Source organism: Niallia sp. XMNu-256, assembly GCF_036670015.1.
GTDB lineage: Bacteria > Bacillota > Bacilli > Bacillales > Cytobacillaceae > Bacillus_BD.
The window spans coordinates 2,055,478-2,071,512 of sequence record NZ_CP137636.1; the positions used below are offsets into that span (position 1 = coordinate 2,055,478).

Below are 16,035 nucleotides of genomic sequence, written 5' to 3' on the forward strand. Positions count from 1 at the left end.
TAAAAGTAGTTAAAAACAAGGATACTGTGAGTTCGTGTATCCCTGTTTTTTCGTATCAAATCTATATTGCATAAATTTTCGTAAGTTCCACAAGTCCTTCAAAAAGAATTGTTATCATATGTTCACTTGCAAATAACTTACCTGAGACAGAGGAACGAGAAGATTTCTTGTTTCTCTTTCATAGGTATCAGAAGCTTCAACTAAGGTTAGAACTGAGTTTGTAACGGAAACTAATTGTCCCCTATACATTTCTTCTCCAACTGCTACACCTAAGTCTTGCCCAATTAATTGTTCAAGTTGTGTAGATAAAAAAGATTCAAACAAATTAATCAACTCCTTTATTTATAAGTTACACTATTAATACTTGTTATAGGTACATAGAAAAAGTTATTAGCTGATCTCAAAATGATATAGTTGGATTTAGTCTCAACTAATATACCTGAGACATCGGCATATTTTGTTGCTACATTTAAGGTCCTTCCTTCTAAAGATCTAATTGTTGATAGTAAAGTCCATCTCTCCTATCATTCATTGTTTTTTCTCCTTTCCATAATTAATCTGTTTAAATTATATGAGTGTTTCGATAAATTTGGTTGGACAAACTGTCCACTTTCAGAGATTTTTTTGGTGAACTTGAAAAATAATGAACAAGCACACACGACATCATTTTAGAAGAATACTATAGTCGTAGGGGTGAATATAATATGAAGGAAAGAATAGATGGATTGGTTAGTGTGGTGATTCCGTGTTACAATGCATCACTTTTCATTGAGGATTGTTTGAATGGTTTAGTATCGCAAACGTATCAAAATTTAGAAGTAATAATCGTTAACGATGCCTCGACTGATGATACAAAAAACACAATAGAAAGATGGTTAGCTAACACAAACCCACCTTTTAAAACGATTATTTGTAATCTTCCATTTAATATAGGATTTGCTGGGGCCCTCACGACAGGCTATTTTATGAGTTCAGGAGAATACATTGCAGTAAACGATGCAGATGATATTTCCCATCCTTCTCGAATTGAAAAACAGGTAAACTTTTTATTAAGTAATCCAGATTACGATTTAATTGGCACAAATTATAAATCATTTAGCGGTTTAGACAAAGAGAAGGGGAAGGTAGCAGATTGGCTGTATTATGGAAAAGATATTCGAAAGATCTATGCATTAGGCAAACATTGTGTTTGTCATGGGACGATTTTATTTCGTGGAAAAGTATTTGATCTATTAGGTGGTCCAACGAGGCGAATAGGTGGTGCAGAGGATTATGAATTTATTGTAAAGTTCTTAAATGCAAACTTAAAAATTGAAAACCTAAGAGAGGTACTGTATTACTATCGGTTACATGAAAAACAGCGTTCAAGAACGTTTTATGGAAGTGATAACAAGTGAAAAATCCAAGAGTTTTATTTGTTCTTGATGCGTTATATGTTGGTGGGACTGAAACACATGTATTAAGTTTGACAAAAGAATTATTAAATAATAATGTGTATGTTGCCATTGCGGCTAGGAAGGTTGGGAGCCTCGTTCAATCTTTTGAATCATTAAATTGTCCTATTTATCATATTGAGTTCCCTAATACTCTCAACCTAGTAGAAAATCAGGAAGAAGAATATATTTCCAGGATTGTAAAAGTTATGACGGAGGAAAATATCTCCTTAGTTCATTTTCATCAAACACCTTCTGGATATTTAGCAGGGAAGTCTGCGAAAAGCTTGGGAATACCTACTGTTCTAACGATCCATGGAACATACTATCCAAAAGAGGAGATACGTAAGCTTCTTGAAATATCGGATTCAGTTATATGTGTAAGTCCGCCATTATGTAACTATATCAAGTCATTTGGAGTAGAGCATCCTTATATGGTAGCTAATGGTATTCATTTAGAGGAACATTCAAAAGAGACCTCAAATAAAGACTTACGAAAAACATTAAACATACCAAGTGATTCAATAGTCGTCCTTTATGCTAGCAGGATAACATGGGGAAAAGCGAATGTGTGTTCAATATTCTTAAGAGCCTGCAAGGATCTAAAGGTAAAGTCTATTCCAAATCTTCATGTCATAATCGTTGGGGACGGAAATAGGCTGGATGACATACGACATTTAGCACAATACATTGAAAAGATCTGCAAGGATTCTTTTATTCATATTGTTGGAGAGCAAAGAAAAATGCATGATTACTATTCTATGGCTGATTGTGTAGTTGGAACGGGTCGTGTTGCATTAGAGGCAATGGCCTCAGAAAAGCCGGTTGTGGCGGTTGGAAACCATGGCTATTTCGGAATTGTTACGCAAGAAAATATAGGAGAAGCCTGGAATTATTATTTTGGTGACCATGGTTCAATATCGCCTTGCAGTCGGTTTACTTTAAGTAGGGATATCGGGAAACTATTATCTGAAAAAGAACAACTTCCGTTAATTGGATTAGAATCAAGAGAAATCATAAACGAAAGGTTTAATATTCAGAAGACTACGATAGAGGTTCTAAAAGTTTATTCAAAATTATTAGGAGGAGAAAGGACAAATTGAAAAAACTATTATATATAGGCTGGATTGGATTTAATAATTTGGGTGACGAATTATTATGGAATATCTTTAGAGACACCTGCGGTAAATATTTAGATCCTCATCAGATTGAGATTACTCCTTCATTTCCGGGAATAGATCTTAATAAGCTTGAAAAATATGATACGGTTATTTTAGGGGGAGGATCACTTTTATTACCAGGATATCTACAAATCTTGCAAAATGCCATTAATAAGGGGAAGTCTGTAATAATATGGGGCTCTGGGTTAGATTGGATTGAAGAAAATCACTTAGAATTATTGTTAGAAGGCCAATTAACTTCATTAGAACAAAACTTCAAGCAAAAGGACATTGTTGTATTAGAAGAGGTTATTGAAAAAGCATTATTTGTAGGTGTAAGAGGACCATTAACGAAAAAGGTGATTGAAATCATGCTAGGAAATGATAAATTCCAAAAAGTACAAGTTATCGGTGATCCAGGCTTACTATTAGAAGGTTCTAGCAAGAATTTCATCAGTACAAACAATGAAAAAGTCATTGGGATTAATTGGGGTACTACACTCAATCGTTTATATGGGGGCAATGAAAGTCTAGTTGAAGAACAGCTTGTCGAAACTGCAAAGAGTTTAATTCAGTTAGGATATAAAATATTCATTTATATTGTTTGGACGAATGACAGGCCACATTGTCAAAGGTTATTTGAAAAAATAAATGATCCAGAAAATGTTACATTCGATCATAAGCTTTATACTGAAGATGAGTTGGTGGAAAAATTGTCTCAATGCAGTGCAACCATCAACTTTAAACTTCACGCAAACATGTTATCATTAACAGCCGGTGTTCCAGCAATTGCATTGGGATATCGATTTAAAGTATTTGATTATGCTGCTTTAATGGACTTCCAACATCTAGTGGTTTCAACCAGTTCACCGCAATTAAATCAGGAATTATTAGAACGTGTTGAATACATTGAAAAAAATAGAGAGCGGATTATGGAACGATATCAATCGACTCAAACAATATATAAACCATTGTTAGAATTATTATTTATAGGAAAAGTTTTATAATAATAATTTTTTAAAATACAATTAAAAAATTATAATTTTATATAAATAGACGCACGTTAAGTAAATATTAACTTAACTTATATCAGACTCACAATTAATCCTAGGAAATCTACACATTCAAGTTTCTTGGGAGAATTTATGAGGAAAACATAAAAGATAATTTTTATTTCACTTGTCTATATACTTACAAAAGGTACATGGTAATTTATATAAGTGAAATTGATTATTATTTATCATTTTCTGATCCATTTGGGGTTTTGGGTATCAAATATACAAGCGAATGTTTACGGTACTTTGTAGTGAATTACATTTAGAAGAAAATCTAGATACCTTTAGGAATAAATCATTTTTTGGGGGTATTTCGGTAGGAGCGAACCTATTACCCCTTTAGTATATTATTTAAGCATAATCCAGGATGTTATAATAGGCTTCAAAAAACACTCAAATGTTTATTGTTGCTAACATATTACTCCATGATACTGTGAAATGACCGATCAAGTTTTCAAGTCTGGGCTTTGTGGTGGAATTCTATCGTGATAAATTTATTGTTCATGGGAAAAATCACTGAGGTCTTACATACAAATTGCAGTTATTACATATTTTCAAAAATGATTAGCTTGAGGCTAAATCTTACCCTATTGGTCCGGAACTTAACGTCCATAAGTTCCTTTATAACCATCTATGTAAAGTCTGCTGCTTGACACGTGGTTCCTGTTGTAACACAAAAATAAGCGTACCTTCCGATACACATCACAAATAGCCGTAATTTGAATAATTAAATCAAATTTAGGGCTATTTATAATGCATAATGAAAGGTATGTCTGCTTTTTATAATTTATGCTTCTATACAAGACCCTCTTTTAAGATATTTATATAGTAGTTAACTTTTCATAATAAAAGCCAATTTGTAATAAGGATTTAAAATATTAATTGGCTCTCCGTCCCCTGCAGCGTCTGTAGTGAAGTTGTGGGTATGATCTTCTTCGGGGTCTGTTGTAAAGTTATGATTATGATCTCCATCTGGTTGGGTTTCTCGATTTGTTGTAGAAGGTATAGTAGTGGCCATGTTTCCAGGTTGTCTATTAGCTGAGGTTACACCACTATCAATATATACATGTGTATGGGTTCCCGCATTGTTAGTAGTACCAGTGTGTGTATGTCCACCTGCAGGGTCAGAAGTACCAGTGTGTGTATGGGGAGCAAGTTGAGATTCGGTTAATGCAATTGTGTTATTCCCTCCTGTTTGTCCAATTTCTGCATCATTGTTAGTTCCCATTACAAAGCGATCCCGTAAATCGGGAGTTCCATTTGTTCCATCGCATAACAACCACCCCTCTGGAATCTCGTTAATTGATCCACTCCACATGACAATTATGCCGCTAGGAAGCTCACAAAAACATGGTATTATTCCCATTCTTATACACCTCTTTAAGTTTTATCTATCCTTATATAATATTCAAAGTATTCCTACATGATTGGGTAATTTCCTTAAATATAAGGATTTTTAACTAGAAAGAGAGATGAAAGGAATGGATAATATTAGTCAATAATTAGATAAACGAGATGTCTCAAGTATAAACTTTTTAAGTAAGGTTTTTGTCAAACACATGTGACGAATGGAAGTGAGTTAATAAACAAATCTAATAAATAAGGCTTCATCCTATTTTACTAAAGATATCCTCAGGGGACCATTGGTCTTTAGGGTAAGCGAGGTTATCAGAAAAAATGTTCGGGGTACAAGAATTGCCTCTCTTGTCGATATAAAGGAAGATCTTCTACATATCTTTGAGATAAGATGTGAGCCATAATAGAAGGAGAAGCTAAGCTACCTAAAACATTACTGGTTTTAGCATTGTTGCTGTTTGAATTGGTGTTTCGATTTATTTCGCTTTCTATTATAGAAAACAAATAGATTAGAAGAAAAAGGATCGAGTTCGTGTCCTCTTGAACAAGAACAGCTAATCCATCATTTGACTTACTCAACCTTGAGCGAGGTAGACACGATCAACGGTGGTCAATTTACATTTCCATATCACTTCAGCAAGAGGTATTGGATTAAAATTGGGATTCACTACATTTGAAATAGAGCCTACCTCGATTCAGATACATCAGGCTTCACATATTCTATAATTAATGAAACCCTAGAAATGTTTGTTTTCTCTGCATTATTAGTATCCTTATCCTATTCATTCAATACCTTCGCACCGTTTAACCTGAGTTTGTCCATTTGCTTTATAATAAATAATCCTTTAATCTCGTTCTTTTCGTAATTCTAGATTGGGGCTCTTAGTCAAGAGTAAACCTCCTCAACTATTTAATTGAAGAGAATATCTCATGGTTATTCATTTGTTAGTTGGTGGGCTCTATTTTACGCTTAAGTAACATAAAAACATTTTAAAGAGGCCGTGAAATTACGGCCTCTTCTAGTTTAAAAGATGAGATGATATGTATAGAAAAGAATTTTAATAATAGTGTTTATTGAAATAGGCAATGAGATATTAGTTTAACATTTAAAGCACTATTTCATGAACAAGGCAATAACAATGAAAAATGTACTGTTCCTTATTTTAGAAGAGGGAAGTATATGATGTTAGATTCTATGTTGTGGATAGCTGATGTTACTGAAAAGACCTTGTAACTTAATTAATTATTTGACAATTTCAATAAAAAGTTCTATCGAAATTATAAGGGCTACTTTCTACTATTTTTTTCAGGAGCCGAAAACTACAGGGGGAGAAGAGAAAGTTTTAAATATAATTTCCGGCAAAGCAAGACAAATTTTACTGAATATCTATTATTAAGGTTTAAGATTGGTGGGATATAAAAAGGGACCCAATATGCTATAACATGGTTGATATAAATGCTAAGCCAACAAGTGAAAAGAAGTGTATTGAGGAAAAATAGAATTTAGATTCAGGGTATCTATGTTAATTATACATAATTATTGGCAATGGCTATAAAGTTGATTATAGATATACCGATATTGCTGATCTATAAAGTATCGCTTTGCCAATCTTCAATAACAAAACTCTATCTTCTATTAAATGCTCTAATTTTTTCGATTATAGTTTTATCTTCTAAAAAATTAAAAAGGAAAATGCTAGGTTCAAGATTGACTTCAATAATCCATAGTTTTCCATTTTTATCTATTGCAATATCAAGTCCAAGTGTACGTCTATGCGGATAGAATTTTTCTAATTGTTTTGCTGTTATAAGAGAGATTCTGTGGATTTTGTTTAATAAATTAGAAACATTAACACCTGCTATGTTAGAGCTCTGAATAGCCTGTTCAATAGGAAGAATCTTTTGAGCCATATTCGTAACGAAATAACCATCTAAGGCTACTTTAGCAGCTATTCCTGTCATACTCCATTTATAGGATTTTTTTTTACGTTGTACCATAACCCTCAAATCAAATGGACTATTGTTAATGGTAGCAAGTGGTATTCTTTGTTGTACGATATAGATTTTTTTGTTAGATAGATGGTTTTCTATAAGATAATGAACTGTTTGATTTTTACCTTGCAATATTATTTTTTTCTTTTCAACATGTATTTCATACCGACTTTCCCCTTTTGAAGTTACTTGGATTACTCCTTTCCCGTTAGAGCCATGAGAAGGCTTTATGATCACTTCGTTGTATTTCCTGATCATATTCCATAAGTTCTTTGCAGAAAATAGTTTAGTTTCTGGTAAGTATAATGAGAGTTCTTTTTCATCTTTCATTAACTTATACTTACTCCATTTCCCTTTTGAAAGCTTCATAAATAGGTCGCTCCTTTTCTTATAATTTTTTCTTGATACTATCTGCTATAAAGTGATGACAAATTCCTGTTGTTTCTTAAGAAGTCTTTTGAGTTCTATATGCTGGAGATCATAATAAAATAATCCCCAGCTAAATATACTTGTTTTCGTAGTATCATTTAATGCTCAAATACTTTTTAAAAGCCTCTAATTGTTTTTAAGAGCTTTTACCTATAAACCTAAACATGCCTCCACACGATCAACGGCGGCCGCAACTGCTGGTAATATATTACCAACACCTGGCAAAGCTAAAGCGTCTGTTAACTGGTCCAAGAAATTCCCTACACATTGATTACATGGACCAGCTTGCTCCACACAATCTTCTAAAAGTGATTGGAATCCCATGATTGCATTAACTAGGGGTCGTCCTTCTAGGTTCTCAAGAGCATTTGTGTAACTTGCCAAAAAGGTATTGACACACAACAAACAACCATTTGCTCCCATAGTTCTTTCCTCCTTTCGTTTTTCTAGTATCATATTATGTAAATTTATAACTATATGCTTGGGAATGTTAAAAAAATGTTTACTCGTCTAATTATCATTACTATTTATCTGATTCTAAAACCATTTATAACGATGTAACCGTAAAGTAAAATTAACGAGTTTTTAATTTTAAGGTAACAGGTTTCAAAATTAAAATTAAATAATTTGAGAATCAAATATTACCTTTGTTTTTGATGCTAATATTCATAGATAGATATCAACTAATAGAATAGTTCGCTTAGGCTTCATAGGCCTCATACGTCGTATACATAACGACATCAATGAATATTAAACGGCAAAATTAGTAAGTGTTAAGTAAACATCGATAAACGACGAATAAGGAGATTAACAAAATGAGTACAGTAAAAGAAGCAACTATATTCTTCCGCTCTCATGAGGTGAAATGCAATAAGAAAACTGGTAGGGGAGTGGATGGAAAATGGCCTGTAGGAGAGGATTTACGGGAATTTAAGGAGAATGACGAAAAGATATGTATAAATTTACTGATTTGACACAGAATATATTGTCCTGCAAACGAATGTAATTTGACAGCTGTTAAGTGTAGCTTGATTTACTAACACAGTCTGCATGAAAACAAATTAGAATATTAGATTTAAATTATTGACACATAAAAACATTCATGATCTCTCGCTCTCAACCCAGGAATGAAAATAGATATCGCCTTCAATAATGTAGATAACAGAAACAGTGAGTATATGACATGGTGGTTTAACACTGTAATAAAAACTGTTGGAGTGAATTTGATGCACAATCTATTGTTAGCTCTTGTAAACGCTATAATAAAGTTAACAGTTTTCGCTTGATAAGATTTTATACTTTTGCTCAATCAACCTATTACTTTAGTAAAATAGATATTGATGTTATTTTACTGGAGGTTAGGCTTTTGGAGGAGAAGTTAGTGTTATATGTAAAGATTCATGAACTACGTAAAAGAAAATCTAAAGGCACAAATCGCTAAGGAGCTTAAGATCTCAAGGCCAACTGTCCCATAAGTATTTAGAAATGACATTTGATGAGGCACGAGCTTACACTGAACAACCTTTGGTGAAGAAGAAATACTAGATCACTATAAAGACTGGAGAGACTTGCTTGGCTAGAAGAATATCCTCACCTGAGTAGTGCTCAGATTCATGATTGGCTTTTGGAGAGATATCCCGACTATCGGTCGGTGAAAGTACTGTGAGAGCTTATGTGAAAGATATTCGAGAAGTCTATCAGATTGAGAAAAAGGCCATTGTCCGTCAATACGAAGCAGTTCCTGAGCAACCAATGGGCAAATAACTTCAGGTAGACTGGGGTCAAACAAAACAGAAGACGACAGACAACAGAGAAATCAAACTGTACTTTATTGCCTTTGTACTCGCTCACTCCAGACATAAATATATGGAATGGCGAGCAATTCCATTTACTACAAGAGATGCGATTAACTGTCATGAAAATGCATTTTTGTTCTAAGGAGGACGAACGGAAGAAATCGTTTATGATCAGGACCATTTGATCACAGTGAGTGAAAATGCAGGTCAGCTGCTTTTGACAGCTGAATTTCAAAGCTATGTAAATGAGCGTAAATTCAAAGTTCACTTGTGTAGGAGAGCTGATCCAGAATTTAAAGGCATGATGGAAAATGTAGTGAAATACATAAAAGGCAATTTCGCTGACAGTCGGGTTTTTAGTGACATAGAAGATTGGAATAATCGAGCACTACAGTGGCTTGAGCGTACTGGGAACCATCAGGTTCACCAGACCACAAAAAAAAAGACCAGCAGAAGTGTTTCTCCTCGAAAAGCAACACTTACAGCCAGTCTCTTCGTTACTTTCATATGAAAGTACCAGTAATCAAAGTATAATAAGAAGTATAAGTAAGGACAACACGAGCCGTTATAAATCAAACCGTTATTCTGTCCCACTTGAAACTTATCAAACAATGAGCGAGAATCTTGTATGGATTGAAGCGACAGGCGAAGAGCCAAAGAAGCTTGTCATTCGCGGAAAAGCAAATGGTGAGGTAATTGCCGAGCATCTTATTAGCTCAGAAAAAGGAAAACTCATTCAAAACCGTCATCATAATCGTAATCGCTCCAGAGGGATTGAAGAGCTTAAGCAACGGTTAATATCTTATTTTTAAAATAAGACACAAGCAGCAGCTTACTTGGATGAAATTAGCCAAAAATACCCGAGGTATAGTCGAGACCAGTTTGCGATCATCTACAAGGTAATTCGACAGTATCCAGCATTAATTAATATTGTGATGACTAAGTGTATGACAGAGAAACTATACAGTGCGAATGATTTTCGGGATATCGCACATCACCTTGATACATTGCGTAATGAACCAGTTATAGAGGAACGATCCTTTTTATGCCAGTCCAATAAAACAGCCTCATATTAAGGTCTCTACCCGTTCTTTAAATGCGTATACTAGCATTTTAGGAGGTCGAGCATGATGAACAAGACAGCGCATGAATTACAAGACCAATTATGTCAGTTACGTTTTCAGAGACGGTGGAGGAGCTACCACAGCTTCTTCGCGAAGCTGAAAAGGCATCATGGACCTAATTGGAATTCTTAGAATCTATCACAAGATATGAATTAGCAAAACGTGAAGCAAAGAGCCTTGAAAGAAGAATGAAAGGGGCACGCTTCCCTTTCGTGAAGTCATTAGATGAGTTTGAACTTAAAGGTCAAAACGTTTTAACAGCCCGCCAGCTTTCTCAACTTCGGGAATTGAGTTGGTTAGAGCAACAATACAATTTAATTCTCCTAGGTCCCCCTGGAATCTGAAAAACGTTTTAAAGCAATTGGGCTGGGACTTGAAGCCGTTCATAGAGGATTCAATGCTTACTTCGCTACAATGGGAGAGCTTGTGCAGCTTCTAAAAACTGAAGAATACCTGAATAAATCTAAAGTTCAACTCAAACGGATTAGAAATGCCGATCTTGTGATTATTGATAATTTAATGTACATGGCAATGGACCGGAGAGAAGCAAACTTATTTTTTCATTTAATTAATCATTTATACGAACGAAGTTCGATCATGCTGACCTCAAATAAAAGTCCAGATGAATGGGGTAATTTAATTGGGGATCAAGTATTACGACAGCTATCTTAGACCGTTTACTTCATCATGTGGAAGTTATACATGGTGGAGAGGATGAGGAAAGCCATCGGATGAAAAACCGTAAAAGCATTTTTTCAGCAGAAGTGTAAAAAGGAAACGAGCAATTAGTGTAAAATTCTACTTGACGTCTACAGCTCTCTCAGTCGAAAGATGACTATGAATAGAAAAATGTTTAATTTCAAATTCATTCCACTGTTTGTGGAATCCAATTTAAAAGGTGGAGTTATATGGAAACATTGTACAAACGTTGTGCAGGCTTAGATGTCCATTCAGAAACTAGTGTAGCCTGTGAACTTCTTGGTGAATCAGAGCCAAACATGGTAAAAGAGATCGAAACATTTCCTACTATGACCAAAGATCTCTTTCGACTTCTTAAATGGCTTGAAGAAAAGAAGTAACACACATCGCAATGGAAAGCACGGGAATTTATTGGAAGCCCGTTTATAATATCCTGGATTGATATCACTTTGGCAAATGCCCAGCGAATTAAAAATGTACCGAGTAGAAAACAGATGTTTCGGATGCGGAGTGGATTACCAAGTTAGTAAAACATGGCTTGATAGAGAAAGTTTCTGTTCCTCCAGAGGTTATTCGTAACTTACGGGATTTAACCCGTCTGGGATAGAAATGGATAGGACATATTACTTCTGAAAAGAACCGAATCCAAAAGGTATTAGAGACTTCAAACATCAAATTAAGTACAGTAATTTCAGATGTATTTGGAGTTTCAGGAAGAAAACTATTAGAACAACTAATGGCTAATGCCTATATTGACCAAGAAGAGGTTGAACAAAATATTCACGGAAGAATGGCACACAAGAAACAATTAATTACGGATTCTTTGTTTGGCACATTGAATGATCATCAACTTTTTCTTATCAAACAATCTTGGATGCACATTGTTTATTTAGAATAATTAATTTAGATATTGAAAACAGAATCATTCAAATTTTAATAAACTATAAAGAAGAAGTTGAACTTCTCGTAACAATGCCTGGAATAAAGAAAGATACTGCGGCTGTCATCATAGCAGAAATTGGGGTAGATATGTACCGATTCTCAACATCCAAGCATCTTGCATCATGGGCAGGATTGTCTCCTGGAAATCATGAAAGTGCAGGAAAGTGAAAAAGTACACGAACCGTAAAAGGGAATCTCCGTATAATATCTTCGTTGTGTGAAGCTGCTTAGGCTGTATCAAAAAGTCAGAATAAAATGTTAGCAAATAAATTTTGGTCAATAGCTGCGAGAAGAGGAAAGAAGAAAGCACTCGTTGCAATCGGACATCGAATGCTTACCATTTTCTATCATATGCTTCAAAACAAAGAACCTACCACGAGCCTACTGCAAATTAGCATTATAGACAAAATATTGAATAGTTATACGAGAAACCGTAAATTACGGTAGCTCTGCTTTCCTATTGTTAAAATTCAATTGTTAGTTAGTTTCGACAAACAACATAGAACTAAAACAAGATTTTATTTTTACAGAAAAAGAAAGCTAATAGAAAAAAGGTCAAGAAATTAATCTCCAGACCGTATCTCTAAGGTTAAATATACACAAAGGCAAAGTTCTAATTTTGTAATCCAATGGTAAATCGAATATCTTTAGGAACGTTTGTTTGTGGGGAAGGGCTGAAATTGCATGTTAATTCTTTATATAAAGATCATAGAAATTTATTAATTCAGCCTATAAAATTAAATCCAATATTAGGCATTACAATCATTTTACAATGCCACCTTTTTAACACATTTGTACCTATTTATAAATACAGTAGGAAGACTTTTCCCGTTTTCTAGTAATGATTTTAAGGTAGAATGTCGTATTGTAGATAATAGGTAGACGGTCTTGGTCTGTTAAATTTGAACAATTTCCGAAAAGGTCACGATTGCGTTTGGTTACATTTCTACAAGAAACGTTAATTTTTAATTATCCTCAGCCTTTATTTACAAAACCTGCTAGATATTTTGCGTATAATAAGTTTGATAAATAAGCGTTATATACAATATCCATCCTCCCTGCATGTTTAGCAGCATAATGGTTAGGGTCCCTATTATTATATTCTAAAATCCAAATATATTTGTTTTTATCAACAGCAATATCTACTCCAAAATGTCCATAATGATGTTTCGAATCTAACATTTTTGCACCTGAAATAACAATATTGGCTATTTTTTTACGAATTTCCGTTACTTCACTGTCATTTATTTTAAATAAACGTTTTAATGTTTCTTCCCCATCTGTTAAAATACCACCGTTAGTTCGATTGCTAACAATACTATTTTTTGCTGTTCTTCCATATAGCCATATATCTTGCCAATCTCCATTCTTATCTTTTACTAAAATCATACGAAAATCTGTAATACAGTGTTTTTGAAAACTTGTATCAATTCCTTGTTGAATGATGTACTTTTTAAACCTTAATGTCTTTGATAAGTAATTTCTTACAAGATCCCAAGATTGAAAATTCAACTTTATATATTTCGTCCTTTTTTTATTTTTTTTAATGTATTCTTTTTTGTAACTTAAAGAGAATTGCTTCCCTATTTTTTTCAGCTTATAGATCCCTTTACCAAAACTTCCTGCTATCGGCTTTATATAGACTTTAGAATGAAGGTCTAATAAATTATAAAGATCTGAGGTGGAACTGTATAAAACTGTATTAGGTAAATGTTTTCTAATATCTTGAGACAGGGATAGTAGTTCAAACACTTTCATTTTGTTTAAATAAAAATCATTAAAGACTTTATTTCCGATTAAAGATTTAAAATAAACTCTCCACTCTGTCGGTAAAGTCATTCTGTTAAATATAGCTTGTGGAAATGGATATACCCCTTTTTTCCAAGTATTTGAAGTTGGGTCATATAGATATCCTTTTATTTTATTTTTGTCTTTATTAACTCCTGCTAGTGAGAAGGCAATAACCATCCCACCAATTTGCTCATAAAAATGGATATATCTATGCAAATTATTTTCCTTTACTTGTAATTCTAACTCTGATTCATCTCTAGAAACCAACATACCAATTATCGGTCCAAGTATAATTGTATTATCCTTTATAAGGAGGTCATATTTTACGTTTAATTGAAGACCAAGTTGATTTAATATATCTTCGGAAACACCAATAAATGTTTTTTTATAATCACTTTCAATATGGGTGGAAACTTCTGTAGATTCTAGCCCATGCTGTAACAATAATGTTTTATTCTCCTTTATCATTAGCTTTGAAGCCAAATCTCCACTGACAGTAATAGAGCATGGACTTTGATAAGTTTTTCGGATAACGTACATTGTATTCCTCCTCAATAAATAAAGGTACTTGTTAACATACATGTAATATTAGGGCATGATTTACAAATATAATGAACCATTAAAAAAGGGTTTAAATTATAGAGAGATAAATTGAATAGTTCATAATAGCTAAGGTAATGGAGGACAAAAATTACAGGGGTTAATATTTCATAATTACAATAAACATGAATAGTAGTCTTCAAGTTATATAAATGATGGTAAAAATAGGTTGTTATACTAGGTGTTTAATTGTAAGGAAAAGTGGTTCTAACGTCCTTTTGATCAAATTCTTTTTGGGAGCTAAGAAATAATCTACTAAAAATTAGAACACACTTAGTGCAAAATATAATATAGTTCGAGCTTAAATCATTAAAAACCTGCTAATTTCTTAGCGTATTGCATAATAGTGTTTAAATATCTGTAATATATGGTTTTATTACGTTGCAAACTACTATGACCAGGTGCACAGTATTGTATTTCAATAATCCATATCTTTTTATTATTATCAATTCCTATGTCTATTGCTGTGTTAGCAAAATGAACTCCTGACCGCTCAATGGCCTTAACTGCCTTTAATGCAACACTTTGTATTGACTCTTCAATTTCGCTTAATTCATGATCATCTAAATGCAGAGTGTCCTTTAATATCTGGAGGCCATCCCCAGCCATTCCCCCCTTAGAAACATTACTGACAATCTGTTTTTGTCTTCCTTTTCTAGAAAATACTGTAATGTATTTCCATGTTTTTGTGCTATCTTTTGTTAAGTAAATTCGAAAGTCAATAATACTTTTGTTTTGTGAAATAAGATTTATTGTTTGTTGAATTAGATACTTTTTTGACTTTACCCTTTGCCTAAAAAAGTAATTGATCTCATTTTGATTATTTAAGATTGTTTTAATCAGTTTTTTACCTTTAAGGTAATGTACTAAAAGACGATCCTTACTTAATTGTTCTATTTTCATAATTCCTTGACCTCTTGAGGAATTTAGAGGTTTAAGATATAAGGATTGGTATTTCTCTAAAAATAGTAAAATGTCAGAAGGCTTTGTATATAACTGGGTATCGGGGAGATGTTTTATTAATTCTGGTGAGCTTTTTAAACGTTTGTATATTCTCCATTTATCGTAGTAGAAATTGTTAAAAATTGTATCACCCATGAAGGATTCGAAATGACTTTGCCAGTTTGGACCAAACCAACCAATTCGTAAGAAGAGTGAAGAAGGATAATAATATGTATCCTTTTTCCATTGTTTATTAATCGGATTAAATACAAATCCTTGTATGGTTTGTTCTTTTTGAGAAACTTCATCTAAAGAGAAAACCATAATTGCTCCACCTATTTGTTCATAGTGGTGTAGATAATCAGAAAAAGTATTGACATCTAGAAAACCTTTAGTCCGTGCAGCTAATATACCAATAAAAGGTCCGATCATTAGATTTTGTTGATCATTAATAAAATCAAATAAACAGAATAAAGGAACTTTTAATTTATTTATAACATTAATAGAAATGGATAATTCATTTTCATTATAATTGGAAGAAATAATAATGTTTATAGTGTTAGTTTGTGTTCCAAATTTAATGGTTCCTGTTCCATTTTTAACATTCATCCTATCCGCCATGATTGGATGAATGTATACGCAATTTTCTGAAGTATAATCTCCTATTAAAGAAATTTTAGAATCCAACCTTCTCAACTCCATGTTTATTGATTTCA

At 33.2% G+C, this 16,035-nt stretch carries 10 protein-coding genes and 3 pseudogenes; 7 read left to right on the forward strand and 6 right to left on the reverse strand.

All coding sequences use genetic code 11. The features are described from left to right. Positions 1-114 precede the first annotated feature (114 nt). Positions 115-324, reverse strand: coding sequence for a hypothetical protein (locus R4Z10_RS10385; RefSeq protein ID WP_338473086.1), 210 nt, complete (start codon positions 322-324; stop codon positions 115-117). 380 nt (positions 325-704) lie between these two features. Between R4Z10_RS10385 and R4Z10_RS10390 the strand changes: the two genes are divergently transcribed. The 3 genes from R4Z10_RS10390 to R4Z10_RS10400 are packed head-to-tail and all read left to right on the forward strand — an operon-like array spanning position 705 to position 3,600. After that, positions 705-1,397 carry a glycosyltransferase family 2 protein gene (locus R4Z10_RS10390; protein ID WP_338473087.1) on the forward strand — a complete coding sequence of 231 codons (693 nt, stop codon included), beginning with the start codon at positions 705-707 and terminating at the stop codon, positions 1,395-1,397. Next, on the forward strand, positions 1,394-2,536 hold the full coding sequence (locus R4Z10_RS10395) for a glycosyltransferase (protein WP_338473088.1): 1,143 nt from the start codon (positions 1,394-1,396) through the stop codon (positions 2,534-2,536). The genes R4Z10_RS10390 and R4Z10_RS10395 overlap by 4 nt, the downstream gene beginning before the upstream one ends. Further along, the gene (locus R4Z10_RS10400) at positions 2,533-3,600 is read left to right on the forward strand and encodes a polysaccharide pyruvyl transferase family protein (RefSeq protein ID WP_338473089.1); all 1,068 of its coding nucleotides are present in this window, start codon (positions 2,533-2,535) and stop codon (positions 3,598-3,600) included. Before R4Z10_RS10395 ends, R4Z10_RS10400 begins: the two co-directional genes overlap by 4 nt. 880 nt (positions 3,601-4,480) lie before the next feature. Here R4Z10_RS10400 and R4Z10_RS10405 read toward each other — a convergent pair. The 3 genes from R4Z10_RS10405 to R4Z10_RS10415 form a co-directional block, all read right to left on the reverse strand. Next, positions 4,481-5,014, reverse strand: a complete 534-nt coding sequence (locus R4Z10_RS10405; RefSeq protein WP_338473090.1) for a hypothetical protein — start codon at positions 5,012-5,014, stop codon at positions 4,481-4,483. A gap of 1,616 nt (positions 5,015-6,630) precedes the next feature. Beyond that, positions 6,631-7,365, reverse strand: a complete 735-nt coding sequence (locus R4Z10_RS10410; RefSeq protein ID WP_338473091.1) for a YheC/YheD family protein — start codon at positions 7,363-7,365, stop codon at positions 6,631-6,633. Positions 7,366-7,575: 210 nt separating this feature from the next. After that, positions 7,576-7,848: a hypothetical protein gene (locus R4Z10_RS10415; RefSeq protein ID WP_338473092.1), complete on the reverse strand. Its 273-nt coding sequence runs from the start codon at positions 7,846-7,848 to the stop codon at positions 7,576-7,578. 392 nt (positions 7,849-8,240) lie between these two features. Between R4Z10_RS10415 and R4Z10_RS10420 the strand changes: the two genes are divergently transcribed. The 4 genes and pseudogenes from R4Z10_RS10420 to R4Z10_RS10435 all read left to right on the forward strand — a co-directional run bounded on the left by R4Z10_RS10420 (position 8,241) and on the right by R4Z10_RS10435 (position 12,433). Continuing rightward, positions 8,241-8,399 carry a hypothetical protein gene (locus R4Z10_RS10420; protein ID WP_338473093.1) on the forward strand — a complete coding sequence of 53 codons (159 nt, stop codon included), beginning with the start codon at positions 8,241-8,243 and terminating at the stop codon, positions 8,397-8,399. A gap of 407 nt (positions 8,400-8,806) precedes the next feature. Beyond that, positions 8,807-10,352 (forward strand): annotated as a pseudogene (gene istA, locus R4Z10_RS10425) (IS21 family transposase). Continuing rightward, positions 10,352-11,115 (forward strand): annotated as a pseudogene (gene istB / locus R4Z10_RS10430) (IS21-like element helper ATPase IstB). The pseudogenes istA and istB overlap by 1 nt, the downstream one beginning before the upstream one ends. A 138-nt stretch (positions 11,116-11,253) precedes the next feature. After that, positions 11,254-12,433 (forward strand): annotated as a pseudogene (locus R4Z10_RS10435) (IS110 family transposase). A gap of 528 nt (positions 12,434-12,961) precedes the next feature. On the opposite strand, the gene R4Z10_RS10440 reads toward R4Z10_RS10435, so the two are convergent. Next, positions 12,962-14,317: a YheC/YheD family protein gene (locus tag R4Z10_RS10440; protein ID WP_338473094.1), complete on the reverse strand. Its 1,356-nt coding sequence runs from the start codon at positions 14,315-14,317 to the stop codon at positions 12,962-12,964. Between the two features lie 369 nt (positions 14,318-14,686). After that, positions 14,687-16,006, reverse strand: a complete 1,320-nt coding sequence (locus R4Z10_RS10445) for a YheC/YheD family protein (RefSeq protein WP_338473095.1) — start codon at positions 16,004-16,006, stop codon at positions 14,687-14,689. Between the last annotated feature and the right edge of the window lie 29 nt (positions 16,007-16,035).

Excerpts from the sequence above, each read along its gene's own strand:
- R4Z10_RS10440 (WP_338473094.1), bottom strand. The coding sequence starts at position 14,317 with ATGTACGTTATCCGAAAAACTTATCAAAGTCCATGCTCTATTACTGTC.
- R4Z10_RS10415 (WP_338473092.1), bottom strand. The coding sequence starts at position 7,848 with ATGGGAGCAAATGGTTGTTTGTTGTGTGTCAATACCTTTTTGGCAAGT.
- R4Z10_RS10420 (WP_338473093.1), top strand. The coding sequence starts at position 8,241 with ATGAGTACAGTAAAAGAAGCAACTATATTCTTCCGCTCTCATGAGGTG.
- R4Z10_RS10405 (WP_338473090.1), bottom strand. The coding sequence starts at position 5,014 with ATGGGAATAATACCATGTTTTTGTGAGCTTCCTAGCGGCATAATTGTC.
- R4Z10_RS10390 (WP_338473087.1), top strand. The coding sequence starts at position 705 with ATGAAGGAAAGAATAGATGGATTGGTTAGTGTGGTGATTCCGTGTTAC.
- R4Z10_RS10410 (WP_338473091.1), bottom strand. The coding sequence starts at position 7,365 with ATGAAGCTTTCAAAAGGGAAATGGAGTAAGTATAAGTTAATGAAAGAT.